Origin of the sequence: Streptomyces puniciscabiei (genome assembly GCF_006715785.1) — a bacterium.
GTDB lineage: Bacteria > Actinomycetota > Actinomycetes > Streptomycetales > Streptomycetaceae > Streptomyces > Streptomyces puniciscabiei.
In genome coordinates this window covers 4,090,282-4,115,627 of record NZ_VFNX01000001.1, presented here as the reverse complement: position 1 = coordinate 4,115,627, position 25,346 = coordinate 4,090,282, and the positions used below count along the sequence as shown (strand labels likewise).

At 72.1% G+C, this 25,346-nt stretch carries 22 protein-coding genes and 1 tRNA gene; 2 read left to right on the top strand and 21 right to left on the bottom strand.

Translation table 11 applies throughout. The annotated features are described in order from the left end of the window. Nucleotides 1-68 precede the first annotated feature (68 nt). The 4 genes from FB563_RS18970 to FB563_RS18955 form a co-directional block, all read right to left on the bottom strand. Nucleotides 69-1,868, bottom strand: a complete 1,800-nt coding sequence (locus FB563_RS18970; protein WP_055707719.1) for a DEAD/DEAH box helicase — start codon at nt 1,866-1,868, stop codon at nt 69-71. Between the two features lie 117 nt (nt 1,869-1,985). Further along, nucleotides 1,986-2,369 (bottom strand): type II toxin-antitoxin system death-on-curing family toxin, encoded by a 384-nt coding sequence (locus FB563_RS18965; protein WP_055707720.1) that lies wholly within the window; start codon nt 2,367-2,369, stop codon nt 1,986-1,988. Between the two features lie 3 nt (nt 2,370-2,372). Continuing rightward, complete coding sequence (locus tag FB563_RS18960; protein WP_055707748.1) at nt 2,373-2,570, bottom strand: Arc family DNA-binding protein; 198 nt, start codon at nt 2,568-2,570, stop codon at nt 2,373-2,375. 47 nt (nt 2,571-2,617) lie between these two features. Next, entirely contained in the window at nt 2,618-4,048 is a 1,431-nt protein-coding gene (locus FB563_RS18955; protein WP_055707721.1) for an MFS transporter, read from the bottom strand. 175 nt (nt 4,049-4,223) lie between these two features. On the opposite strand from FB563_RS18955, the gene FB563_RS18950 reads away from it, so the two are divergent. Next, a tRNA-Cys gene (locus tag FB563_RS18950) sits at nt 4,224-4,298 on the top strand. Between the two features lie 100 nt (nt 4,299-4,398). On the opposite strand, the gene FB563_RS18945 is transcribed toward FB563_RS18950, so the two are convergent. The 11 genes from FB563_RS18945 to FB563_RS18895 all read right to left on the bottom strand — a co-directional run bounded on the left by FB563_RS18945 (nt 4,399) and on the right by FB563_RS18895 (nt 16,239). Beyond that, the gene (locus FB563_RS18945) at nt 4,399-5,112 is read right to left on the bottom strand and encodes a hypothetical protein (protein WP_055707722.1); all 714 of its coding nucleotides are present in this window, start codon (nt 5,110-5,112) and stop codon (nt 4,399-4,401) included. Between the two features lie 62 nt (nt 5,113-5,174). Further along, complete coding sequence (locus tag FB563_RS18940; RefSeq protein ID WP_055707723.1) at nt 5,175-5,684, bottom strand: SigE family RNA polymerase sigma factor; 510 nt, start codon at nt 5,682-5,684, stop codon at nt 5,175-5,177. Between the two features lie 80 nt (nt 5,685-5,764). Next, a complete protein-coding gene (locus FB563_RS18935; RefSeq protein ID WP_055707724.1) occupies nt 5,765-6,172 on the bottom strand; it encodes a hypothetical protein in 408 nt (135 codons plus the stop codon). A gap of 183 nt (nt 6,173-6,355) precedes the next feature. Then, nucleotides 6,356-7,516, bottom strand: a complete 1,161-nt coding sequence (locus tag FB563_RS18930) for an SUKH-4 family immunity protein (protein ID WP_055707725.1) — start codon at nt 7,514-7,516, stop codon at nt 6,356-6,358. A 128-nt stretch (nt 7,517-7,644) separates the two neighbouring features. Further along, nucleotides 7,645-7,815 carry a hypothetical protein gene (locus FB563_RS45215; RefSeq protein ID WP_324615854.1) on the bottom strand — a complete coding sequence of 57 codons (171 nt, stop codon included), beginning with the start codon at nt 7,813-7,815 and terminating at the stop codon, nt 7,645-7,647. 184 nt (nt 7,816-7,999) lie between these two features. Next, nucleotides 8,000-10,309: a xanthine dehydrogenase family protein molybdopterin-binding subunit gene (locus tag FB563_RS18920; protein WP_055707726.1), complete on the bottom strand. Its 2,310-nt coding sequence runs from the start codon at nt 10,307-10,309 to the stop codon at nt 8,000-8,002. Continuing rightward, nucleotides 10,306-12,342: a 2Fe-2S iron-sulfur cluster-binding protein gene (locus FB563_RS18915; protein ID WP_055707727.1), complete on the bottom strand. Its 2,037-nt coding sequence runs from the start codon at nt 12,340-12,342 to the stop codon at nt 10,306-10,308. The genes FB563_RS18920 and FB563_RS18915 overlap by 4 nt, the downstream gene beginning before the upstream one ends. Further along, nucleotides 12,339-13,232, bottom strand: a complete 894-nt coding sequence (locus FB563_RS18910) for an FAD binding domain-containing protein (RefSeq protein WP_055707728.1) — start codon at nt 13,230-13,232, stop codon at nt 12,339-12,341. The genes FB563_RS18915 and FB563_RS18910 overlap by 4 nt, the downstream gene beginning before the upstream one ends. Before the next feature lie 258 nt (nt 13,233-13,490). After that, nucleotides 13,491-15,182 (bottom strand): beta-N-acetylhexosaminidase, encoded by a 1,692-nt coding sequence (locus FB563_RS18905; RefSeq protein WP_107100691.1) that lies wholly within the window; start codon nt 15,180-15,182, stop codon nt 13,491-13,493. A 173-nt stretch (nt 15,183-15,355) separates the two neighbouring features. Beyond that, the gene (locus tag FB563_RS18900; RefSeq protein ID WP_055707729.1) at nt 15,356-15,637 is read right to left on the bottom strand and encodes a DUF3039 domain-containing protein; all 282 of its coding nucleotides are present in this window, start codon (nt 15,635-15,637) and stop codon (nt 15,356-15,358) included. A 29-nt stretch (nt 15,638-15,666) separates the two neighbouring features. Further along, nucleotides 15,667-16,239 (bottom strand): YqgE/AlgH family protein, encoded by a 573-nt coding sequence (locus FB563_RS18895; protein WP_055707730.1) that lies wholly within the window; start codon nt 16,237-16,239, stop codon nt 15,667-15,669. Nucleotides 16,240-16,516: 277 nt separating this feature from the next. Between FB563_RS18895 and murA the strand changes: the two genes are divergently transcribed. After that, the gene (murA, locus tag FB563_RS18890; RefSeq protein WP_055707731.1) at nt 16,517-17,857 is read left to right on the top strand and encodes a UDP-N-acetylglucosamine 1-carboxyvinyltransferase; all 1,341 of its coding nucleotides are present in this window, start codon (nt 16,517-16,519) and stop codon (nt 17,855-17,857) included. A gap of 180 nt (nt 17,858-18,037) precedes the next feature. Here murA and FB563_RS18885 read toward each other — a convergent pair whose 3' ends face one another. From FB563_RS18885 to FB563_RS18860, 6 genes are all read right to left on the bottom strand, one after another. After that, on the bottom strand, nt 18,038-18,319 hold the full coding sequence (locus FB563_RS18885) for an HU family DNA-binding protein (protein ID WP_023550134.1): 282 nt from the start codon (nt 18,317-18,319) through the stop codon (nt 18,038-18,040). A 348-nt stretch (nt 18,320-18,667) separates the two neighbouring features. Further along, nucleotides 18,668-20,083 (bottom strand): NAD-dependent malic enzyme, encoded by a 1,416-nt coding sequence (locus tag FB563_RS18880; RefSeq protein WP_055707732.1) that lies wholly within the window; start codon nt 20,081-20,083, stop codon nt 18,668-18,670. A gap of 365 nt (nt 20,084-20,448) precedes the next feature. Then, nucleotides 20,449-22,854 carry a HelD family protein gene (locus tag FB563_RS18875; RefSeq protein WP_055707733.1) on the bottom strand — a complete coding sequence of 802 codons (2,406 nt, stop codon included), beginning with the start codon at nt 22,852-22,854 and terminating at the stop codon, nt 20,449-20,451. A gap of 184 nt (nt 22,855-23,038) precedes the next feature. Next, nucleotides 23,039-23,803 (bottom strand): anti-sigma factor family protein, encoded by a 765-nt coding sequence (locus FB563_RS18870; protein WP_234357846.1) that lies wholly within the window; start codon nt 23,801-23,803, stop codon nt 23,039-23,041. Nucleotides 23,804-23,865: 62 nt separating this feature from the next. Continuing rightward, entirely contained in the window at nt 23,866-24,450 is a 585-nt protein-coding gene (locus FB563_RS18865; RefSeq protein WP_030167252.1) for a sigma-70 family RNA polymerase sigma factor, read from the bottom strand. Nucleotides 24,451-24,667: 217 nt separating this feature from the next. Further along, nucleotides 24,668-25,261 carry a CGNR zinc finger domain-containing protein gene (locus FB563_RS18860; RefSeq protein WP_055707735.1) on the bottom strand — a complete coding sequence of 198 codons (594 nt, stop codon included), beginning with the start codon at nt 25,259-25,261 and terminating at the stop codon, nt 24,668-24,670. Nucleotides 25,262-25,346: the final 85 nt, after the last annotated feature.

The window sequence follows — 25,346 nt, the reverse complement described above, 5'->3', positions numbered from 1 at the left end:
GCAAGACCAGATCCGGCCTGCTGCTATTCGTCCGGATCTGCACATGCCCCAGGAACCTGCACGCCCACCTACCTCATCCGCGTGGCCCACTCCTGCACCTTGGCGATCCGCTGCCGCAGCTGCCCCGCCGTGGCCTCCGCACTCGGCGGCCCCCCGCACACCCGCCGCAGCTCGGTGTGGATCACACCATGCGGCTTGCCACTCTGGTGGACATACGCGCTGACCATGGTGTTCAGCTGCTTCCGCAGCTCCATCATCTCCTTGTGCGTGACCACCGGCCGCCGCTCGGCCGGCAGCTCCAGCAGGTCGGCCTCGCTGTCCGGCTTCTTCCGGCTGTGCGCGATCTGCCGGGCCTGCCGCTTCTGCAGCAGCAACTGCACCTGCTCCGGCTCCAGCAGCCCGGGAATGCCGAGGTAGTCCTGCTCCTCCTCGCTCCCCGGGTGCGCCTGCATACCGAACTCGGCGCCGTCGTAGAGCACCCGGTCGAAGACGGCGTCGGACTCCAGCGCCTCGAAGGGCAGCATGTCCTGCTCGCCGGTGTCCTCGTCCTGCTGCTTGTTCGCCTCCTCCATCTCCTTCTCGGACTCGGCGTACGGGTCCTCCTCGCCCTCCTTCTTCGGCTTGTCGAGGGCGTGGTCCCGCTCCTTCTCCATCTCGTTGGCGAAGGTCAGCAGATCGGGCACGGTCGGCAGGAAGACGGACGCGGTCTCGCCGCGCCGCCGGGACCGTACGAAACGCCCGACGGCCTGGGCGAAGAAGAGAGGGGTCGAGATGGTCGTGGCGTAGACGCCGACCGCGAGCCGGGGCACGTCGACGCCCTCGGACACCATGCGCACCGCGACCATCCACCGGTCGTCGCTCGCACTGAAGTCGTCGATCCTCTTCGAGGCGCCGGCGTCGTCGGACAGGACGAGCGTGGCCTTCGTCCCCGTGATCTCCCGGATCAGCTTCGCGTACGCACGCGCCGAGTCCTGGTCGGAGGCGATGACGAGGGCGCCGGCGTCCGGGATGGCCTTCCTGACCTCGGTCAGCCGCTGGTCGGCGGCGCGCAGCACGCTGGGCATCCAGTCGCCGCGCGGGTCGAGTGCCGTACGCCAGGCCTGGCTGACCGCGTCCTTGGTCATCGGCTCGCCGAGCCGGGCGGCGATCTCGTCACCGGCCTTGGTACGCCAGCGCATGTTGCCGCTGTAGGAGAGGAAGATGACCGGCCGGACGACACCGTCCGCCAGGGCGGAGCCGTACCCGTAGGTGTAGTCGGCGGCCGAGCGCCGGATTCCGGCGTTGTCCTCCTCGTAGGTCACGAAGGGGATGGGGTTGGTGTCGGACCGGAAGGGCGTACCGGTCAGCGCGAGCCGGCGCGTGGCGGGTTCGAACGCCTCCAGGCAGGCCTCACCCCAGGACTTGGAGTCACCGGCGTGGTGGATCTCGTCCAGGATCACCAGGGTCTTGCGCTGCTCCACCCGGTTGCGGTGCAGCATGGGCCGCACGCCGACGCCCGCGTAGGTGACCGCGACGCCGTCGTACTCCCGGCCGAGGGGTCCCGCGCTGTACTCGGGATCGAGCTTGATCCCTATCCGTCCGGCCGCCTCGGCCCACTGCTTCTTCAGGTGCTCGGTCGGCGCGACCACGGTCACCTGCTGCACGACGTGGTGGTGCAGCAGCCAGGAGGCCAGCGTCAGCGCGAAGGTGGTCTTGCCGGCGCCGGGCGTGGCGACGGCGAGGAAGTCACGCGGCTGCTCCTGGATGTACTTCTCCATCGCCCCCTGCTGCCAGGCACGCAGCTTGCTGGCGGTACCCCAGGGCGCGCGGCCCGGGAAGGCGGGCGACAGGTGGTGGGAGTGAGCGGAGGAAGCGGCGGTGGTAGTCACGGTCTCCGTTTATGGGGCTGGGCGGCTCGGCTACGTATGACAACCGGGCCACCCTACCGGCGCCCCGACGGTGTCAACGCCCGGACGAGGCCGGGTCGCCCATGGGTGGGACCGAGGTCACATCGCCTCGTGCAGCGCCCTCAGACGCCGGGCGATCAGGCCCACGTCCTCAAGACTTCCCGACGCCACTTCGATCACCAGCTTGTACGCCCCGTCCTGGTCGACGTCGAGCATGTCGGTCCCGTTGAAGTCCAGGAAGACGACCGTGGACATCCAGGCCATGCGCTTGTTGCCGTCCACCAGCGGGTGGTTGATGAGCAGCGAATGCAAGAGCGCAGCCGCCTTCTCGAACAGGTCGGTGTACGCCTCGACGCCGAACATCTGCGACCGGGGGCGATGTACGGCCGAGCTGAGCAGACCGAGATCGCGCACGGCGACCTCCTGCCCCCCGCACGCCAGCTCTGCCAGGTCCAGGACCTCCTGGACCGTGAGGTACTTCATCCGCTACTCCCCCAACCTCCGCAGCAGGTCGGCGTGTGCCGCGGCGTACTTCGCCCCGAGGCGCCGCACCGTGGCCCGGTCCGCCTCCTGCTCCAGATAGCGGTCGATCGCCTGAAGCACTATGGCGTGCATGCTGCGGCCCTCCTCCTCGGCACGCAGCCTGAGCGCCTCCTGCTGGTCGTCACGCAGACGAAGGTTCATAGCCATACCACAATGGTACTGGTAATGGGGCCATCGTGGTACCACATTCACGCGGCCCGCAGCCGCCTCGTCACCCATGCCCCCGCCAACGCCACCCCCGCCATCGGCAGGAACACCGCGGTGAAGGCCGCGGGATGGGCGCCGTCGGTGGCCGTGGCCGCAGTGGCCGTGCTGCCGCCGCCCAGGGCCGCGAAGGCGGCGCCGGTCGCGGCGAGCAGGACGACGTTGGAGAGGGCGTCGGAGATCTGCAGCGCGGCGGAGTTGGCGCCGGCCGCCCCCGGGGCGGACAGCTGGAGCAGGAGCACGCTGGTGGACGAGATCACCAGACCCATGCCGAAGCACCCGAACGCCCAGGCGACGGCGACGGTCCAGACCGGCACGGAGTGCACGAGCACACTGGGCGCGGCGGTGATCGCTGCGGCGACCAGCACCATGCCGAGCGTCATCAGCCGTTCCCGGTACGGCTGCACGCGCGGCCGGGACTGCACCCAGGAGCCCAGCGCCCAGGTGCCGCCGCCCGCCGCCAGGGACAGCCCGGCGAGCATCGGCGACAGCCCGCGCTGGGTGACCAGCATCAGCGGCACGAAGGACTCGGCGGCGATGAAGGAACCGGCGGACAGACCGCGCAGCAGTACCACGGAGGGCAGGCCGCGAGCGGCCCGGTAGGTGCCGCGCGGCAGCAGTCCGAGGACGGCGGGCACGAGCAGGGCGGCGCCGGCCAGCCCGGGGAGCAGGGACAGCGGACGCAGGTCCTGGGCGGCGTACTGGAGGAGGCCCGCGCCGAGGGAGATGCCGAGGGCGAGGCGGATCCGCCGACGGTCGGAGGAGAGGGCGCCGGCCTCCTCGTCCACCGGGCCCGACGCCCTCCGCCGTATCTGCGGCAGGGCGAGGGCGAGCGGGAACACGACGAGCGCCGGAATGCCGAGGAAGACCCAGCGCCAGCCGAGGTGCTCGGTGACGGCGCCGGAGGCGAGCGGGCCGACGATGGACGGTACGACCCAGCCGGCCGCGAACGCCGCCATGATCGCGGGGCGCAGCCGCTCGGGGTAGGCGCGGCCGACGACGACGTACAGGGCGACGATGACCAGCCCGCCGCCGAGCCCCTGCACGGCCCGCCCGAGGATGAACACCCACATGACCTGCGCGGTCCCGGCGATGACCAGCCCCGCGGCAAAGGCCGCGATCCCCGTGGTCAGCGCCCCGAGCGGCCCGCGCCGGTCGGACCACTGGCCGGCCAGCACCATGCCGAACAGGCTGGTCGTGAAGTACCCGGAGAAGGCGAAGGCGTACAGCGCCACGCCGTCCAGTTCCCGCGCCGCGACCGGCATGGCCGTGCCGACGGCGGTGGCCTCGAAGGCGATCAGCAGCACGACGGAGACGATCCCGATGCTGAGCGCCCGGTGGGACCGGCCCAGCACGCCGTCGTCCTTCCCGGCGGGGTTCAGAACGGCGGCGGCACGGGACTGGAGAGCACTCATGGCGTCAGAGTAAGGCGCACTGTGCGGTATGACCCCTGTCCGTGGTCCTGCTCGCGCTGCGACCTCGGTCGTACGCCTCCGGCCGTTCATGAACGCCGTATGGCAGTCGCGTTGCGCCCCGCCCGCTCCCCTTGAGCCCGTCCCACACGGCCTCCTACGGTTACTCCATCAACACGGCCGTGTGCCCGAGTGGTTCAGGGGCTCGCCTGCAAAGCGAGTTACGTGGGTTCGAATCCCGCCACGGCCTCCAGCGCCTTTACCAGGCGAAACGAAGGTGTGTGGACGGCGCTCCCGGATATCGATCCGACCCTCCGCCTGCCTCGCAAGGTGCCGCACGGTCGCTGCGGGCGTTAGTGCCACTGCGGGCTGGTTGCGATGGCGCGCAGTTGGGCCGGCGTCAGGATCGGCGTGGTACGGGTCGAGGGGGCGTTCTGGCTCGGTGCCTGCCATTCCATGAGGGTGATGTAGAGCCCGTCGGGATGCAGTACGTTCACCGCCTCGTGCCCGGGGCCCGTTCCGGGTGGGGCCTGCCGGGACTCGATCAGGGTGCCGTCGGCCAGGGGTTTCGTGCCGGCGAAGACGTGGCTGCGGAGCGCGGTGGTGGAGGTCTGCCGGGAGACGTGCACCTCCAGCAGCGACTTGCCGTGGCCGTCGTCCACCCACAGCTGCCCCGACCGCCGGCCGCCGGGCGGGCTCGAACGGGTCAGGCCGGTCGGCAGCAGCGCGGTCAGTCTGGCAAGGGCGCGGTCGGCGGGCAGTGTGCCGGTGAAGGTCGGCTTCGGGGTGGCGGATGCCGTGGCCGGACCGGTTGTGGGCGAGGCCGCCGGACCGGCGAGCGTGTGATCGGCCGTTCGCCGGTCGGACAGTTGTCCGGATACGACCGTCGCGCCGAGCCCGGCGAGCGCGAGTACGGCCGCTCCGCACACGCCGACGGCCGCGGCGCGGCGGCGACGCCTGCGCCGGCCGTTGCGGACACCGGCCTGCACAAGTGACGGGGTGTTGGGCGGCTCGAAGGTCAGGAGGGTGGTGCGGAGGGCCTCGGTGAAGTCCTCTTCGATGGGCATGGCGGGTCACCGCGTTTCCGGGGGTCGACGACAAGGGCGAGGTGGGTGCCGCGGCACCGGGGTCAGGGGCTGACGAGCTCGGACAGGTCGTGGCCCAGCAGGGCCCGGATGCGGGCGAGCGCCCGCATGCTCTGGTTGCGTACCGCCCCCGGCCGAACCTGAAGGATCTCGGCGGTCTGCTCGACGCTGCGGTCCTCCCAGTAGCGCAGGAGCAGCACGGCCCGGTCCCGGGCGGAGAGCCGGCCGAGAGCGTCGAGCAACGTGACCCGCAGCGTGGCGTCGTGCTCGGTGACGGCACCGGAGTCCGGCAGGATGTCGGTGGGCCGCTCGGAGCTGCTGCGCCGACGGCGGTAGGACAGGTAGATCCGTACGAGGACGGTGTGCGTGTAGGCCGCCGGGTCGTCCGCCTGCGCGATCTTGCGCCAGTTGGCATACATCCGGCCCAGCGTGTCCTGCACCAGGTCCTCGGCGAGGTGCACATCACCGCCTGTGAGCACACACGCTGAGCGGAACAGAGGTGCGGATCGCGCAGCGGCGAACGCCATGAATTCCTCTTCGTGCCGGCGCTTCATCCGAGATCCTGTTCGTCGTCCACACTCTGAAGACGCTGTGGCCACAGGATTGCGTCCCACCCGGAGAAGCAGAAATCCCGCTAGCCCGCGGAGCAGAGTCCGTCGTTCGGGCAGAACATGACCCACGTGTGGTTGTAGCCGGTCCGTACGGTCACGGGATTCGGGTCCGGGCCGCCGTTGACGAAGGACCCGGAGTCGGGTGTGGCGGTGAAGGTGACGGTCGTTCCGACCTGGAAGGTCGCGGTGCAGGTGCCGGTCGGGTACGGCTGTCCGGCGTTGTTCCCGTACGGGTCGTCCCACGCCGCCTGGTGGCAGTTGATCCCGGCGGGCCGGCTGGTGATCGTTCCGCCGCCCCAACCGTCACTGACCCACGCGGTCAGTTGAGCGGTGGACTGGGCCTGTGCCGGGGCGGCGGAGGCGATGGCGGCGGCCGTGGCGAGTGCGGTGACGACTCCCGTGGCGCGCCAGGCGTTTCTGCTCTTGGTCATGGGAGGCTCCTCGGATCGAAACACGTCGACCCCTGCGACCAGCCTATTCGCCTGCTCGGGGATCGGCCACGGGAGCGGGTGCCGGGCCGGGTCGAGCGGCGTCGCCGGATCCCGCGCCCTGCCAACTGAGGTGTTCCCGAGAGGAATTGCGCCGGTTCCGTGCAGGTCACCGCGCCTGCCGGGTCAGAGGACCCCGCCCGCCTCGTCCTGGAACAGTTCCGTCCAGTAGTGCCAGTCGGTGCCGGGCGCCGTGCCCGTGGGATCGACGGCCGACAGGATGTGGATCATCACCGCGGCCAGCTGGTCGTAGGCGGCCGTGGTCAGTTCGTGGCCGAGGTGTTCGTCGATGGTGCGCTCGTGGTGCAGGAGCCAGAGCGTGAAGGCGAGGGTGGAGACGTCGGTGTTGAGGGGGTGGAGCGTGGCCTCCGGCTCGCTGAAGGTCAGGACCGCGCCGGTTCTGCCGTCGATCACCAGGCTGTTGTCCTCGACGAGGCGACCCAGCCGGATCAAGTGGTCCGCGTGAGCGGGTAGTTCGTGGAGGAGGTGGTCGCCTGCGCGCTCCTCGGTGACGTACTCCCGGAGCGTCGGCAGCGGGACGTCCGTGTCGGCGTGGAAGAGGACCGCCGCCTCCGGCAGTCCGGTCTCCCGGAGGAAGCGCCGGGTCGGCTCGTGCGTGAGCGTGGCGGGGAAGTCGACCTCCTCGAAGCGGGTCACCCGGCCGTGGCCGAACTCCTGGTCCAGGATCCGGGCGGGCACGTCCAGGGTCAGGCCCGACGTCGTGCCGGGGCCGGCGACCAGGGCGAGCGGGCGGATCAGGGCCGCCGCCTTCCAGTACGGCGGGACCTCGCCGCCCGCGCCCTCCTCGAAGAGGGAGAGCAGACGGCGGGTCGCCTCGGCCACGGCCCCGGGGCCGTACTGCCCCGCGAGGGAGGCGAAACGGCCGCGCAGGCCCGCCAGTTCCTCGGTGACCGCGGCGAAACGCAGCAGCGTGTCCAGGGAGGGCGCGAAGGGCCGAGGGCGGGACGGGTCGAGGAGGTAGGCCGTCGTCAGCTCGCCGGTGCCGCCGTCGAGCAGGATCGACTCGCGCTCCATGCCCGCCGGACCGAGCAGTTCGCCTATCACCAGCCGGTCCCGCAGCTCGTCCGCCACCCGGAACGGGCCGTCCGCGGCGTCGGCGAGCGTGCGCAGGCCGTGCCTGCGCAACGGGGAGAAGGTCAGCAGACCGGTGTCCGCGGGCAGTCCGGCGCCGCTGAGCAGGCCGCGCGTCGGCGCGTGCGTGACATAGCGGTCCAGCTCCGCCTCGGTCAGCGTGATCGCCGCAACCCCGGCATCCGTCGTGCTCATCGCTCCCCCGCGATCTTCCCCGTCGGTGCGCATGCGCGTCGGGCGCACATGAGTTCGTGGGTGCGGGTGCGCCCACTGCTGCGCACACTACGCCGCCCCACTGACAACGGCCCTCATCAGGAAGGACGTCAGGCGACCCGGGTACGTTGCGCGTTCGCGAGGATCGCCTCCACCGTCTGTCCCGGTGTCCACGCCGAGGTGTCCGGGCACAGGCCGATGCGCGGGGTGCGGTGGCGCAGTTCCTCGTCCAGGCCGACGCAGGCCCGCAGGTCCTCGCCGAGCAGCACATCCTGCACCACGCCCGTTAAGCCGGCCTCCGCAGCGGCGTCCGCCGTCGGCGCCGGTGCGCCGCGCGCGGCAGACTCCCCCACTGCCTCAAGGGCGTGGGCGTGCCCCCTTGGCCGGCAGCCGGGCCACCGTCACCCGCCCGCGGCCATCGGCCCGGTGATGACCACGACCCCGTCGATCATGTGCGGCGGTGGCTCACTGCGCCGTCACCACCGCCGCCTGCGGCCGGATCGGGAGGCGGTTGACCGGGCGGCCGGTGGCCGCGCGGACGGCGGAGGCGATCGCGGCCGGTGCCGTGACGACCGGGACCGCGCTGACGGACTTGGCACCGAAGGGGGCGACCACGTCCCGTTCCTCGACCAGTTTGACGATCCGGATGTCCGGGGCGTCCAGCGCGGTCGGCAGGGCGTAGCCGGTCAGGTCGGGGTGGCGGATCAGGCCCCGGGGGGTGCGCAGGTTCTCGGTGAGCGCGATGCCGACGCCCTGGGTCACGCCCGCCTCGATACGGGCCGCCAGCTGGGTCGGGTTGAGGACCCGGCCCACGTCCTGGGCGACCGCCAGCTCCACCACCCTGACCGAGCCCAGCTCGATGTCGACGTCCACCACCGCGCGGATCGCGCAGAAGGCCAGGCCCACGAAGGCGTCGCCCTGGCCGGAGTCGTTCAGCGGCTCGGTGGGATGCGGGCGGCACTGCGCCGTGGCCCACAGCTCCTTGCCGTCCATCGCCTCCGTGACGGTCGTCGACAGGACACCGTCGTACGAGGTGATCTTGCCGTCGGTGATCTGCAGCAGCTCCGTCGACATGCCGAACTTGTGGGCCAGCGGCTGCAGGAGCTGGGTGCGGACCATCTTCGCCGCGCGTTCCACCGCGCCGCCCGACACCCACGTGTGGCGGCCCCGGCAGCCCGCGCCGGCCGGCGGCTGGTCGGTGTCGACCGGCGCCACGTGGACTTCCTCGATGCCGAGGGTCTCCTGGACGATCTGCCGGGCGAGGGTGGTGAAGCCCTGGCCGGTCTCCACGGCCGCGCACAGGACGGTCGCAACGCCGTCGTGGACCTTGACCGTCGCGGTGGACACCTCGTCGGCGCCCTCCGCGCCGAGCATGTGCACCATGCCGAGCCCGTAGCCGACGCCCCGGCGCACCGCGCCCGGTTCACCGGCGCCCTCGGGGCCGCCGGGCAGCAGCCACTCCTCCTCGGGCGTGTCCTTGGGCAGGGCGGGCAGCGGGAAGTCCCGTACCGCCTGCAGGAGTTCGGCCACCGGGGCGGGGCAGGTCACCGTCTGGCCGATCGGGAGGACGTCACCGGTCGCCAGGACGTTGCGCAGGCGCACCTCGGCCGGGTCCAGACCCAGCTTCTTGGCCAGCTTGTCCATCTGAGCCTCGTAGGCGGCGCACACCTGCATGGCGCCCTCGCCGCGCACATGGCCGGAGGGCGGGTTGTTGGTGCGCACGGCCCAGCCCTCGATGAAGGCGTTCGGGACGACGTACGGGCCGCAGGCGAAGGAGACGGCGGCGGCCAGGGCGTCGGAGGAGGTGTCGGCGTACGCGCCCGCGTCCAGCAGGATCTGCGCCTCCACCTTCACGAGCTTGCCCTCGGCGTCCGCGTGGTGGCGGTACCGGAGAAGCGTCGGGTGCCGGTGGGTGTGGCCGAGGAAGGACTCCTCGCGGGTCGCCGTGAGCTTCACCGGGCAGCCGGTCCTCAGGGCGAGCAGGCCGAGCGGGAGCTGGAAACCCTGGTCCTCGCGGTCGGCGGTGGCGCCCGGCACCCCGGTGACGACGATCTTCACCCGATCGGGGGACAGGCCATAGCAGGCCGCGGCCGTGTTGCGGTCGGCGTGCGGGTCGGTGGAGGCCAGGTACAGCTCCACGCCGCCGTCGGGACGCGGCACGGCGAGGCCGGCCTCGGCGCCGATCGGGGCCGGGTCCTGGCGCCCTATGCGGTACAGGCCCTCGACGACGACCTCGCCGACCGCCTCCGGGTCGCCGTGCCGGAGCGGGATGTGCCGGATCAGGTTGCCGTCGGGGTGCAGCGGCTCGGCCTCGAAGGCCTGCTCGGGGTCGGTGACCGGGTCGAGTACCTCGTACTCGACGATGACGGCCGCCGCGGCCATCCGCGCGGTGTCCGGGTGGTCGGCGGCGACGGCCGCGATGGGCTCGCCGTGGTGCCGTACGACCTCGGAGGCGAACACCGGACGGTCGGGGGTGCCCCGGCCGTGGCGCGGGGTGCCGGGCACGTCCTCGTGCGTGACGACGGCCCGTACGCCGGGCATCTCGCGCGCGTGGCTGGTGTCGATGGACACGATGCGCGCGTGCGCGTGCGGCGAGCGCAGGACGGCGGCCCACAGCAGGCCTTCCGCCCACAGGTCGGCCGCGTACGGGAAGGTGCCCTCGGTCTTGGCGCGGGCGTCGGCGTGCGGCAGGGAGGCGCCGAGGCCGTGCGGCCACGGCTCGGCCTCGGGGGCGGGTTCCGCGGCGGTCGTCGCCGTGGCGGCTTCGTTGCTCACGCCTGGCCTCCGTCCTGGCCGTAGTGCGGGTCGTGCGGGCCGTGCGGTCCCGGGGTGCCGTGCGGCGGCGTGCCGTACGGGTCGGGTGTGCCGTACGGCGGCGTGTCGCCGTAGCCGCCGGGAGCGGCCTGCGGCGTGTCGAACGCGCCCGGCGCCTCGAACGCCGACGGGTTGACCCCGCCGGCGCCGGGGCCCGCCTGGTGAGGAATACGGGCCTCGCCCGCGTCCGTCTCAGCGTCGGCCGCGCGCGAGGCCTCGCGTTCGGCGACGACCTCCTTGACGGCCTCCAGGACGCCCCGGTAACCGGAGCAGCGGCACAGGTTGCCGCACAGCGCCTGCCGGGTCTCGAGCTCGGTCGGCGCGGGGTTGCCCTCCAGCAGGTCGTGCACGGTCATCGCCATGCCGGGCACGCAGAAACCGCACTGCACGGCCCCGCACCGGGCGAGCGCGCGCTGCACGTCGGAGGGCTGCCCGTCGGCGGCCAGGCCCTCCACCGTGCGCACCTCGCTGCCGGCCGCGGTGACCGCCGGGACCAGGCAGGAGGCCACCAGACGGCCGTCGACCTGGACGTTGCAGGCCCCGCACTCGCCCTGTGAGCAGCCGTCCTTGGCCCCCGCGAGCCCGAGCCGCTCACGCAGCACGTACAGCAGCGACTCGCCGATCCAGGCGTCGGTGACGGGCCGGTCGACGCCGTTCACGCGCAGGACGTAGGAGGCCAGGGGGTGGTCGTCGTGCGGCGGGACGGGGGCGGTGTGCTCCGCCTGTCCCTCCGCGGCTTCCTGCGGCCGGGGCGCGGTGTCCTCGGCGGCGCCCTCCGGCGCGTCGTCCGTCCCGGGTGCGGCTCCGACGGCGGCCTCGGGTGCGTCGGCGGCGTGCTCCGGTACGGCCGCCGAGGCCGGGGGCCGCGGCGCCGCGGGGTCGGCCCCCGCCGCGTCGGACATGCCGGTGCTGGTGGGCGTCGTGGGCTCTGTGACCGCCTGTGGGGCTCCGGCGGGGACCGAGGGGCCCTCGTGGCCCGCTGGGCCGTCAGCGGGGCGCTCAGGGGCCTCGGCGGGGCCGTGGCCGTCCGCGTCCGGTTCCGGTCCGGCCGCCGACTCGGCCCGCTGCTCCGCGAATCCGGCCGGGGCACCGGGCCGGGCGGGCTCGCGGGACGGGGACGACTCGCCGAACGCGTTGAAGGCAGGTGGGGCGGACTCACCGAACCCGCCCGGGCGGGCGGCCTCGGCGTGCCCCTCGGCGCCCTCGGCCCGTCGGCCGTCCCCGTGACCGGCCGGCCGGTGCCCGGCGTCGCCGTGTCCGGGTTCCCCTCCCGCGGTCTCCTCGGGGGCGGCCGGGGCGTGGTCGGGCGGGGCCTGCCCGTACCGCTCGTCCGGTGCGGGCGCGTAGCCCGGCGTCGCCGCACCCGCCGGTGCCGGTGCGCCCGGACCGCCCGCCGGGTGGGCGTCGGTGTGGTCGGGCAGGCCGGTGTGGCCGGTCTCGGCGGGCCGGTCCCAGGAGCGGGCCGGCTCCGGCGTCGCCCAGGGCGCGGGCGCGCCGCCGGGCAGCGTGGCCGGCGGGGTGCCGCCCCACTGCTCCACGAGGGAGGACGTGGTGAACTCGCCCGACTCGTCCGGAAGGTCACCGCCGGCGACGGGGATCGACCACTGTCCGGTGACGTCGTGCCCGGGCGCGGCCGGCGCCGGGGGCTCCTCGAAGGTCCAGTGCTGGGTCGCGCCGGGGTTGTACGTGAACCGGTCGTCCGCGGCCTGCGCCTGGGGCGCGGCGTTCGGGTCGGGCCACTCGGCGCCGCCCGCGGGCGCGCTCCAGGTGCCGGCCGCGGCGGGGTCGCCGGTGCCGGGGGCGACCGCTATCCGCGGCGGCACATAGCCGTGCCCCGGCGCGGCCAGCGGGCTGTCGCCGGACAGCAGGGCGTCGATGCCGCCCTCGGGGAGCTTGACGAAGGCGGTGGCGCCGTCGTCGTAGTCGCCCTGGGGCAGCGGGTCCCAGCGTCCGCCGCCCTGGGGCGTGCCCTCTCCGTGCTGGTCGTCGGTCACGACAGCGCCCTCCCCAGTGCTCGTCGGGCCAGTGCGGCGACGGTGCGCCGCAGGTGCAGTACGGCGGGCGGAAGCGCGGGCACCGAGCCGTCGGGCTCCGGCGCCGGGTCCGGGATGCAGGCCGCGGCGACGTACTCACCGAAGGCGTTCAGGGCCTCCGGGACGAGCGCGCGGTCGTTGTCCCAGTCGATCAGCTGGGCGACCCACTGCTCGGCCTCCAGGGGCCTGAGCGGCATCGGCGCTATGGCACCGACGGCGCACCGCACTCCGCGCCGGGCGGGGTCGAGGACGAGGGCCACGGAGGCCAGCGCGCGGCCCGGGCCGGTGCGTCCGGTCGCCTTCAGGAAGACCTGCGGGGCGTGCAGCAGGGGCACGCGCACGTAGCCGATGAGTTCGCCGCCGCGCAGCATCTCCATGCCGGCCAGCAGGTGCGACACCGGGATCTCCCGGCGGGCTCCGCCCGGGCCCGCGATGATCAGCGTCGCCTCCAGGGCGGCCAGCACCGGCAGCGCGTCCCCGGTGGGGGCGGCCGAGGCGATGTTGCCGCCCAGGGTGCCGGCGTTGCGGATGTGCGGCGGTCCCGCGGCGCGCGCGGCGGCGGCGAGCGCCGGGATCAGGGCCGCGAAGTCGGGGCGGCCCATGCGCGCGTGCGTGAGTCCCGCGCCGAGCAGCGCGTGTCCGTCCTGGTACTGCCAGCCGCGGATCTCGCTGATCCGCCCGAGGCCCACCAGGGCGGCGGGCCTGAGCTGGCCGGAGTTGACGGCGGCCATCAGGTCGGTGCCGCCCGCGACGGGCACGGCGGCGGGCATGGCCGCGAGGGCCGCCACGGCCTCGTCCAGCGTCGTGGGCAGCGTGACGGCCTGCTCCGCCTGCGGTGCGTGCGTGGTCAAACCGGCTGCCCCTTCCCGCTGCCCCACCTGGTCCCACCTGTGTGGCCGTACGGTACGTGCTCACAGGGCGGACGTGGCAACTCTGGCACATCTTCGCAGGGGGCGAGCGCGGGGGTCCTTTAGGAGGCATTCGCCCACCTCATCGCGGAGATGGTCCGGTTTCGCACGGCATCACCGGTGCGCGCCGATTGACACTCTTCGGTGACCCTTGGCGCGGTTTTCCAGCACTTGTTCGAAACGGTCAGCCGGACCGTACGGTCACCTGTTCGGCGGCGGTCCTTCGATCGGGCGACCGAGTACACCGGGGCGTTTCTGCCACGGCCGGGGTCCGGTGGGTGGCCGGTAGGCGACGCCGAGGGCGTCAAGTCGCGCGTAGTGGGCGGTCATCCGGCGTTCGAAGCCGGCGAAGTCCCGCTCGGCGGGGGCGGGCAGCCGGCTCCAGGCCACCTCGGCGAAGGCCGCGAGCCGGGGGAAGGTCTGGTAGTCCACGCGCCCGATGTCCTCCATCACCTCGGTCCAGACGTTGGCCTGAGTGCCCAGCACATGCCGGGCCTCGGCCTCGGTGAGACCGTCCGGGACGGGCTCGAACCGGTAGACGTCCTCCAGGGTGCGCACGAACCCGATCGGCACCGGCTCGTCCTCGCCCGGCGCCTGACGGTGGTCCAGGTACACGTACTGCTCCGGGCACATGACGACGTCGTGCCCGGCCCGCGCGGCCGCGATCCCGCCGCCGTAACCGCGCCAGGACGACACCGCGGCGCCCTTGGCGAGCCCGCCCTCCAGGATCTCGTCCCAGCCGATGAGCCGGCGCCCGCGCGCGGCGAGCCAGGCGTCGAAGTGGCCGATGAACCACGACTGCAGCTCGTCCTCGCCGGCGAGGCCGAGGTCGGCGATCCGGGTCTTGGCCGTCACCGACTCCGTCCACTGCTCCTTGCGGCACTCGTCGCCGCCGACGTGGACGAACTCGGAGGGGAACAGCTCCAGGACCTCCTCGAGGACGCCCTCGTAGAACCGCAGGGTGGTGTCAGTGGGGGCGAGTACGTTGGCGGAGATCCCCCAGTTGTCCCAGACGGTCAGGGCGGTGGTGTCGATGACGTCGGTGTTGCCGAGTTCCGGGTACGCGGCGATGGCGGCCTGCGAATGGCCCGGTACGTCGATCTCCGGGACGACGGTGATATGCCGTTCGGCGGCGTAGGCGACGATCTCCCGGATGTCGTCCTGGGTGTAGTAACCCCCGTGCGGTTTCTCCTCCCACAGCGGGGAGGCCCGGTGACCGAATTTCGACCGCGCCCGCCAGGAGGCGGTTTCGGTCAGTTTCGGATACCGCTTGATCTCGATCCGCCAGCCCTGGTCGTCGGTCAGATGGAAGTGGAAGACGTTGAGTTTGTGCGCGGCCATCAGGTCGAGATAGCGCAGCACGCCCTCCTTGGGCATGAAGTGCCGCGCCACGTCCAGGAGTAGGCCGCGCCAGCGGAAACGGGGCGCGTCGCGGACGGTGACGGCCGGGACCTCCCACTCGGTCCGGCCGGTGACGGGGGCGCGCCGGAAGACCTCGGGGCCGAGCAGCTGACGGAAGGTCTGGGCGCCCCAGAACAGGCCGGCCTCACTGGCGCCGCAGATGTCGACGAGGTAGCCGTCGGCGCACAGCTGATACGCCTCCGGGCTGCCGAGTTCGTCCTCGAGCGAGGGGTCGATCCGCAGCAGGACGCGCGAGCCGCTGTCGCGGTGCGGGTGCAAAGGCAGCCCGGTCGCCGCGCCGACCGTCGTCCGCAGCCAGCGCGCGACCCGCTCGGTGCCCTCGGTGGCGTCGATCTCGGTGCCCGCGTCGATGACCTGTCCGGTGCCGCCGCCGGGCAGCGAGGCCGAGACCCGCTGGGGCGCGGGAATGAGCGCCACGTCGGGTTCCGGGAAGAGGGGTGTGCCGCTCGTCTCGCCGAGTTCGTCGCTCATGTCGCCCGCCGCACCTCCGTCACGTGCGTTGCACTGCGTGCAACCACCGTTCCGCTCCGTACAACTTCGACCGGAGGTTACAGGTCTGGACCACTCCCTGGCCAGAGAACGCGAAAACCCCGGCACGTGCGCAGCGCACACGCACCGGGGGCCTCACGTACGCGGGCGGACCGCTACTTCTTGTCGCCGCCCTTGTCGTCGCCGCCGCTGCCCATGGAGTCGTAGATCTCCTTGCACATGGGACACACGGGGTACTTCTTCGGGTCGCGGCCCGGCACCCAGACCTTGCCGCACAGCGCCACGACGGGGGTGCCGTCGAGGGCGCTCGCCATGATCTTGTCCTTCTGGACATAGTGGGCGAAGCGCTCGTGGTCGCCGTCGCCGTGGGACACCTGCGGCGTCGGCTCTACGAGGGTCCCCGTACCAGTCCCGCGCTCGGGCTCAAGAGTGCTCATATGCCCCAGGGTACTGAAGCGCAGACGCATCAGTTGAGCGACGGGTCGTCCGGATACGTGGCCACCATCGCCAGCTCGTTGCGCTGGCGGCGCAGCACCTCCCGCCAGAGCCTCTCCGGGGCCGGCGAGGAGACGTCCCCGGGCTCCGACTCGACCACGTACCAGGCGCCCTCGACCAGCTCGTCCTCCAGCTGGCCCGGGCCCCATCCGGCGTACCCGGCGAAGATCCGCAGGGAGCCGAGGGCGGAGGCGAGCAGTTCCGGCGGGGCCTCCAGGTCGACCAGGCCGATCGCGCCGTGCACCCGGCGCCAGCCGAGCGGGGCGAGGTCGCCGTTCGCGCCGCCCGGGATGACCGCGACGCCGAGCGCGGAGTCCAGCGAGACGGGGCCGCCCTGGAAGACCACGCCAGGCTCGCCGGTCAGGTCGGCCCAGCCTTCCAGGATGTCGCCCACGTCCACCGGGGTGGGACGGTTGAGGACGACACCGAGGGAACCCTCCTCGTCGTGGTCGAGAAGGAGCACCACCGCGCGGTCGAAGTTCGGGTCCGCCAGGGCGGGAGTGGCCACGAGCAGCCGCCCTGTGAGCGAGGACACCTCGGTCATGCCAGACATGATCCCGCATCTTCCCCTTCGGTGGGGAGCCAATCGGGGTGCGGGAGTGAACGCAGCTCAGGGAGTCCGGGAGCATCACGGGCGCACGCCACGAGCGGTGACCCCATGTGCCCGTTTGGGAACGGTTCGTGTTGTGACACAGATATGACGTTCCTGGGCGGTCCTTGGGCTTACGGGCGGGGGGTGATCGGCGATTACCCTGTCTCTCCCGGCCCCCGCGCAACAGTGATCGGCCGCCCCCTGACCAACTCATCGGAACGCGAGATACATGACCGTCAACGACGATGTCCTGCTTGTCCACGGCGGAACCCCGCTGGAGGGCGAGATCCGTGTCCGCGGTGCGAAGAACCTCGTACCGAAGGCCATGGTCGCCGCCCTGCTGGGCAGCGCGCCGAGCCGCCTGCGCAACGTTCCCGACATCCGGGACGTGCGGGTCGTGCGCGGCCTGCTGCAGCTGCACGGCGTGACGGTCCGGCCGGGCGAGGAGCCCGGCGAGCTGGTGATGGACCCGACGCACGTCGAGAGCGCCAACGTGGCCGACATCGATGCCCACGCGGGTTCCAGCCGTATCCCGATCCTGTTCTGCGGGCCGCTGCTGCACCGCCTCGGCCACGCGTTCATCCCGGGCCTCGGCGGCTGTGACATCGGCGGCCGGCCCATCGACTTCCACTTCGACGTGCTGCGGCAGTTCGGCGCGGTCATCGAGAAGCGCGCGGACGGGCAGTACCTGGAGGCCCCGAAGGGCCTGCGCGGTACGAAGATCCGGCTGCCGTACCCGTCCGTCGGCGCGACCGAGCAGGTGCTGCTGACGGCCGTACTGGCCGAGGGCGTAACGGAGTTGTCCAACGCGGCCGTGGAGCCGGAGATCGAGGACCTGATCTGCGTCCTGCAGAAGATGGGCGCGATCATCGCGATGGACACCGACCGCACGATCCGCATCACGGGTGTGGAGCGGCTCGGCGGCTACACCCACCGCGCCCTCCCGGACCGCCTGGAGGCCGCCTCCTGGGCTTCCGCGGCGCTCGCGACCAACGGCAACATCTACGTCCGCGGCGCCCAGCAGCGGTCGATGATGACGTTCCTGAACACCTACCGGAAGGTCGGCGGCGCCTTCGAGATCGACGACGAGGGCATCCGTTTCTGGCACCCCGGCGGCCAGTTGAAGTCGATCGCGCTGGAGACGGACGTACACCCCGGTTTCCAGACCGACTGGCAGCAGCCGCTGGTGGTCGCCCTGACCCAGGCGACGGGCCTGTCCATCATCCACGAGACGGTGTACGAGTCCCGGCTGGGCTTCACCTCGGCCCTCAACCAGATGGGCGCGCACATCCAGCTCTACCGCGAGTGCCTGGGCGGCTCCGACTGCCGCTTCGGCCAGCGCAACTTCCTGCACTCCGCGGTCGTCTCGGGACCCACCAAGCTCCAGGGCGCCGACCTGGTCATCCCCGACCTGCGCGGCGGGTTCTCGTACCTCATCGCGGCCCTGGCGGCCGAGGGCACGTCCCGCGTCCACGGCATCGACCTGATCAACCGGGGCTACGAGAACTTCATGGAGAAGCTCGTCGAGCTCGGGGCCAAGGTCGAGCTGCCGGGCAAGGCGCTCGGCTAGTCCGCGTCAACGGCAAAGGGCGGCCCCCCTCGTACGAGGGGGGCCGCCCTTTTCAGCGTCTTCGGCTCGAGCGCCCCATGGGGCGCGGGGAACTGCGCGACCAGCCACGACGGGCCCGCAGCCGCCCACGGCGCTCCACCGCAGCGGCGCTTCGGTGGACCGGCGCTCGAAGCGGAGCGCTTACTTGCCCTTGGCCGCTTCCTTGAGCTTGGAGCCCGCGGTGACCTTCACGCTGTAGCCGGCGGGGATGTTGATCGGCTCGCCGGTCTGCGGGTTGCGCGCGGTGCGAGCGGCACGGTGGGTGCGCTCGAAGGTCAGGAAGCCGGGGATGGTGACCTTCTCGTCGCCCTTGGCGACGATCTCGCCGACGGTCTCGGCGAACGCGGCCAGCACGGCGTCGGCGTCCTTGCGGGTCACCTCGGCGCGGTCGGCCAGCGCGGCCACCAGCTCACTGCGGTTCATGTTGTTACTCCCGTGTTTTTCTTGCCGTTGGGGTGTGCCTTGCGGCGGAGACGCCCGAGGCACTGCGATGCCGATGCGCTCGCGCCCAGGGACGCATCCTGCCCCTACCTGCGGCGGTAAAGCCAATCCGGCACCCGTAGGAGTCGTGAGAACACCCTGGGGAGTCACACGAAAAGCGCCCGCTCGGCGTCACCCTAGAGTGCGCCCGGCATCGGCTGGTTCCACGACGCGCCGGTGCAGGGGCCGCCGTGGTGATCCTCACAGCCCCTGCACAGTACGGCACGCCGTCACCGGGACGTCGCCCGGCCGCCGCTCCGCCGTCACCCGGCAGAGCGGCGTGGCGGGTGGCTAGGCGGTCGCGCCCGCCGCCCTGGCGGCCTCGCGGACCGCGCCCGCCACGGCGCCCGCGACCTTGTCGTTGAAGACGCTCGGGATGATGTAGTTCGGGTTCAGCTCGTCCTGGCTGACCACGTCGGCGAGGGCCTTCGCGGCGGCCAGCATCATCTCGGTGTTGACGGTGCGGGACTGGGCGTCCAGCAGGCCGCGGAAGACGCCCGGGAAGACCAGCACGTTGTTGATCTGGTTCGGGAAGTCGGAGCGGCCGGTGGCCACAACGGCCGCCGTCTGCCGGGCGATTGCGGGGTCGACCTCGGGGTCGGGGTTCGCGAGCGCGAACACGATGGCGCCGTCGGCCATGGCGGCCACGTCGTCGCCGTCGAGGACGTTCGGGGCGGAGACGCCGATGAACACGTCGGCGCCGCGCACGGCCTCCTTCAGCGTGCCGGTGAGGCCCTCGGGGTTGGTGTTGTCGGCGATCCAGCGCAGCGGCGAGTCGGCCGGGGCGTTCACCAGGTCCTCGCGGCCGGAGTGGACGACTCCGTGGATGTCGGCGACGACGGCGTTCTTCACGCCCGCGGCGAGCAGCAGCTTGAGGATGGCCGTACCGGCCGCGCCGGCGCCGGACATCACGACCCGGATGTTCTCGATCGCCTTGTCCGTGACGCGAAGTGCGTTGGTCAGGGCGGCGAGGACGACGATCGCGGTGCCGTGCTGGTCGTCGTGGAAGACCGGGATGTCGAGGGCCTCGCGCAGCCGGGCCTCGATCTCGAAGCAGCGGGGGGCGGAGATGTCCTCCAGGTTGATGCCGGCGAACCCGGGGGCGATCGCCTTGACGATCTCCACGATCGCGTCGCTGTCCTGGGTGTCCAGGCAGATCGGCCAGGCGTCGATGCCGGCGAAGCGCTTGAACAGGGCCGCCTTGCCCTCCATGACGGGCAGCGCGGCCTTGGGGCCGATGTTGCCCAGGCCCAGCACGGCGGAGCCGTCCGTCACGACCGCAACGGAGTTGCGCTTGATGGTGAGGCGGCGGGCGTCCTCGGGGTTCTCGGCGATGGCCATGCAGACGCGGGCCACGCCGGGCGTGTAGACCATGGACAGGTCGTCACGGTTGCGGATGGGGTGCTTGGACTGCATCTCGATCTTGCCGCCGAGGTGCATCAGGAACGTACGGTCGGAGACCTTGCCGAGGGTGACGCCCTCGATACCGCGCAGCTTCTCGACGATCTCCTCGGCGTGGGCCGTGGAGGTGGCCGCGATGGTGACGTCGATACGGAGCTTCTCGTGCCCGGACGCGGTGACGTCGAGGCCGGTCACCGAGCCTCCGGAGGACTCCACCGCGGTGGTGAGCTGCGAGACGGCGGTTCCGCTCGCGGGCACCTCCAGCCGGATGGTCATCGAGTAGGAGACGCTGGGCGCCGTTGCCATGGCCGACTTCCTCTGCTTTCACCGTGTCGCGAGTTGTGCCGTCCGATCGTCGCACCTACCGCGGAGTACGTGGTAGTCGCCCTGGATTGCGGACGTTTTGTTCATGAGCGGTGCAAGGCTCCCGCATGATTTCGGAAAACCACTTCCACCATACGAGAGAAGATCAGGCAAAGAAAGAGACCCACGTCACATCCGACGTGGGTCTCTCTCACGCTCATGACACCGACCCGCCATGCTCGCCTCGCGGCAAGTGGTCCCTCGCAGGGACGAAGGTTGGGCCCGGGGGCTTGGATCGGGCCGGTGCCACACCAAGGCTAACAAACCGGCGCCCCGGGGCCATTCCCGTGCCGGATGTTCACAGGAAGTCAGTCCCGCAGCAGGTCCGGCACCCCGGCCGCATCCGGCTCGTCCCGCTCCCCCGACACCACCGTCAGCTGCTGGGTGGCCCTGGTCAGCGCCACGTAGAGCACGCGCAGCCCGGCCGGGGACTCGTCGGCGATCTCCGCGGGCGACACGACGACCGTCGCGTCGTACTCCAGCCCCTTGGCCTCCAGGCTGCCGAGCGCCACCACCCGGTCGCCGAGCCCGTCCAGCCAGCGCCGGGCCTCCGCGCGCCGGTTCATGGCGACGACCACGCCGACCGTGCCGTCCACCAGCTCCAGCAGCCGCTCGGCCTCCGCGCGCACGGTGGCCCCGACAGACTCCCGTACGACCATGAACCGCGGCTCGACCCCGGTGGACCGCACGGCGCTCGGCGCCTCGGAGCCGGGCATGGCGAGCGCGAGCACCTTGGCCGCCAGCTCGGCGATCTCGGCCGGGTTGCGGTAGTTCACGGTCAGCTCGAAGCGGCGCCGGGGCCGGGTGCCGAGGGCCTCGTCGCGGGCCTCGGCGGCCTCGTCCGGGTCGGACCAGGAGGACTGGGCCGGGTCGCCGACGACCGTCCAGGTGGCGTGCCGGCCGCGGCGGCCGACCATGCGCCACTGCATGGGGGTGAGGTCCTGGGCCTCGTCGACGATGACGTGCGCGTACTCGGTGCGCTCCTGCGCCAGGCGCTCGGCCCGCTCCCGCTGCGACTCCTCGCGCACCGGCATCAGCTCCTCCAGCCCGGTGAGCTGGTCCAGCGGATCGAGCTCGCGCTTCTTCCGCGGCCGGGCCGGGGCGCCGAGGATCGCCTGGAGCTCGTCCAGCATGGCGATGTCGTGCACGGAGTACCCGTCCCGCTGGAGCGAGCGGGCCACCTTGCGGACCTCGCCGGGGTTGAGGATCCGGCGGGCCCAGCGGCCGAGCCGCTTCTCGTCGGCCATGGCGGCGAGCACGGCCTTCGGGGTCAGCTCGGGCCACCAGGCGTCGAGGAAGGCGAGGAAGGAGTCCTCGGACGTGACGTCCTCGTCGAAGGAGGAGCGCAGTTCGGCGGCCAGCTCGGGGTCGGTGTGCCGGGCGGCCGACCCGGACCTGGCCCACAGGGCGTCCAGCAGCAGCCTGCGGGCGCGCGGGCGGAGCAGGTTGACCGGCGCGGTGCCGCCGAGGGCCGTACGGCGGATGCGTTCCAGCTCCTCCGCCTCCAGCTCGAGACGGCGTCCGAAGGCGACGACGCGGAGGCGGGACGGCGGCCCGCTGAAGGCCCGCGCCGCCCTGCCGTCGGCGCCGGCCGTCTCGTCGGTGTCCTCGCTGCCGTCGTCCAGGGCGAGCTGCCCCACCGCGCCGGTGCCTGCCGGGCCCAGTTCCAGGGCGCCCCGGGCGGCCTTCCGCAGCACCTTCAGCATCCGGTGCGAGCCCTTGGCGCGGGCCACGGCCGGGGAGTCGTACAGCGTGGCCTCCGCACCGTCGACCAGCGAGCCGATCGCGCGGATCGCGACCTGGCCCTCCTCGCCGAGCGAGGGCAGCACGCCCTCGGTGTAGGCCACGAGCAGCGGGGTCGGGGAGACGATCAGGATGCCGCCCGCGTATCTGCGTCTGTCCTGGTAGAGCAGGTAGGCGGCGCGGTGCAGGGCGACGGCGGTCTTGCCGGTGCCCGGGCCGCCCTCCACATAGGTGATCGAGGCGGCGGGGGCGCGGATGACCAGGTCCTGCTCGGCCTGGATGGAGGAGACAATGTCCCGCATGGTGTGGCTGCGGGCCTGGCCGAGGGCGGCCATGAGGGCGCCGTCGCCGATCACGGGCAGCTCACGGCCGTCGAGGCGGGCGGTCAGCTCGGGCCGCATCAGGTCGTCCTCGACGCCGAGCACCCGGCGCCCCTTGGACCGGATGACCCGGCGCCGTACGACGCGCCCGGGCTCCACCGCTGTGGCCCGGTAGAAGGGCGCGGCGGCGGGCGCCCGCCAGTCGATGACCAGCGGCGAGTAGTCCTCGTCGAGCACGCCGATCCGCCCGATGTGCAGGGTCTCGGCGATGTCGGCGGTGTTGTCGGGCCGGACCGCGCCCTCCGCGGGCTCGACGGCCGTGTACGCGCCGTCCGGGCCCTTCTTGCCGTCCTTGCCGAGCAGCAGGTCGATCCGCCCGAACAGGAAGTCCTCGAACTCGTTGTTCAGCCGGTTCAGGTGGATGCCCGCGCGGAAGACCTGCGCGTCCCGCTCGGCCAGCGCGCCGGGGGTGCCGACCTGGCCGCGCTTGGCCGCGTCGTGCATCAGGAACTCGGCCTCGTGGATCTTCTCCTCGAGCCGCCGGTACACCCGGTCCAGGTGTTCCTGTTCGATGCCGATCTCCCGGTCACGGACGGAATCCTGTCCGTCGTGTGCCGGGCCGACCGCGGACTGCTGAACCTGAGCGGCCACCGGGCCCCCTTCTGACGTGCTGGGCAGCCGTCAACCGTACGTCAAGGGGACCCATCAAAGCTACGGGGCGGCAGTTCCCCAGGGGCACGGGGAACTGCGCGACCAGCCACAACGAAGCCGCAGCCGACAACGGACAACACACATCCGGAATCGGCGGGGTCCGGGGGCGCAGCCCCCAAAGCGGCTACGCCTGCACCTGCACCAGCTTCTTGCCCTGGAAGGTCACGACCTCGAAGTGGTCGATCTCGTTGGGCTTGAAGGCCGCCGCGCCGCCGATGTAGAGCGGTTTCCTGGACTCCGGCGTCTTCCCGTCCGGGATGCCGTAGCCCCAGTTCGGCACGGACCAGGAGGACATCGTCACGCGCTGCCCGTTCTTCGCGACGAGCACCAGCGAGCACTTCAGCGGCCCCTTGGCGTTCTTCAGCTCCAGGACCGCCTGGGTGCCCCAGTCCTTCTGCTGCATCGCGATGGTGGCGCTGGTCTGGGACGCCGGGTCCGTGGCGGACTTCCTGTCGGGCATGGACTCGAAGGTGGTCTGCGCCGCGGACGCGGTGACCTGCCCGCCGCCCGACCCGCTGTTCACCGCCACCGCGGCCAGCGGTCCGGCGATGATCAGCGCGGCCGCCGCGGCGATCATGTAGAAGCTGCGGCGGCGCTTCTGGGCGCGCTTCTCCGCGACCTCGTCGACCAGCTTCTCCACCAGCCGCGGGCTGGGCTTGGCGGACAGCGACTCGCCGATCGCGGGGCTGCTGCCGGAGCCCGGCAGATCCGCCAGCGCGGCCAGCATCGGCTCCATCCCGGCGAGCTCGTCCAGCTGCTGGGCGCACCACTCGCAGCCGGCGAGGTGTGCCTCGAAAGCGGTTGCCTCGGCGTCGTCGAGAATCCCGAGCGCGTAGGCGCCGACGGTCTCGTGCTCGCTCGGCACCGGAGATCCCGAACTGGGGTTCATGGGGCCAGACATACCCGGACCACCCGTGCCGAATCCCTGCATCCCCCCGTATCCACTGCTCATCACGCCGTCACCCCCCGCTCCTCCAGTGCCAGCTTCATCGATCGCAGGGCGTAGAACACCCGAGAGCGCACCGTGCCGCTGGGTATGCCCAGCGTCTCGGCCGCCTCATTGACCGTACGCCCCTTGAAGTACGTCTCGACGAGTACCTCCCGGTGGGCCGGGGTCAGGTCGTCGAGCGCGTCCGACAGCGTCATCAGCCACAGCGCCTTGTCGATCTCGTCCTCCGCGGGGATGACCTCCAGCGGCGACGGATCGACCTCCTGCGGCCGGGCCTGCCGGCTGCGGTGGCCGTCGATGACGATGCGGCGCGCGACCGTCACCAGCCAGGGGCGTACCGAACCGGTCGCCCGATTGAGCTGACCGGCGTTCTTCCAGGCACGGATGAGCGTTTCCTGTACGACGTCCTCGGCGCGCTGCCGATCACCGGCGACCAGGCGCAGGACATACGCGAGCAGGGGTCCGGCGTGCTCTCGATACAGCGCACGCATCAGCTCCTCATCAGGTTCCGAGGGCTGTGAGGACATGCGATGTCGGGCCCTCGATCCACGTTCATTGGCCACGGCCGCATCCTTGCGCACGCCCACCTCCGGTGTCCGGGGGTTCCCCCAGTCGGTCGCTCGCCCACCCGTACGGAAGGAAGTGGCGCGGTGTTCAAACGGAGGTGACAGTTTTCTCGGGGGTGACGTGACGAGCGGGACATGCGACCACAATCCCACCACTTGATCTTCACATTTCAGACACGCGATCCGGGATGCTCGCCGATTCCCGTGTACAGGGCATCCAAACTCGGTGTTACGGAAATCACGCTCTCGCGAGCGCGGCCCGCCGCCGGTGCCGGGCCACCCGCTCCCGGTTCCCGCAGACCTCGCTGGAACACCACCGCCGGCGCCGCCCCCGGGAGGTGTCGACGTACACGAGCGGGCAGTTGTCCCCCTCGCACTCCCGGACGGCCGCCCGCACGACGGGATCGGTGAGCAGGTCCACGGCGTCCCGTGCGACGACCGCGAGCAGCCCGGCGCAGGTCGGCGGGTCGGCCAGCTCCCTGGTGAGTCCGCCGTCCGGACCGCGTACGGCACGCGGGGCGGGGGGCTCGGCGTGCGCGACCTCGTTGACCCGCCGCAGCGCCCTCTCGTACGACGACGTGTCCGGTGCGTGCGGGTTGCGCACCAACTGCCCGATGTGGGAGCGCAGTTCACGGAACCCCACCAGCCAGGAGGCGTCGGCCCGGCCGAGCGCCGTCCCCTCCGGCACGAGTCCCACCCCGCGGATCCACGCGCACAACACCTCGACGCCGTCCAGCCGTTCGGCCGGATGTGTGGTCGCGAGCAGATCGAGACAGATCCGTCCGGCGTCGAACCGCGGCTCGTACGGGGGTGTCGCCGTACCCAGTGCCATGTGCCTGTCACCGCCTAGGCAGGAAGCGTGGGGCTGTTCTCCGAGGGGCTCTCCCCTTCACAGTGCCCGCCCGGGGCCGCGGCCG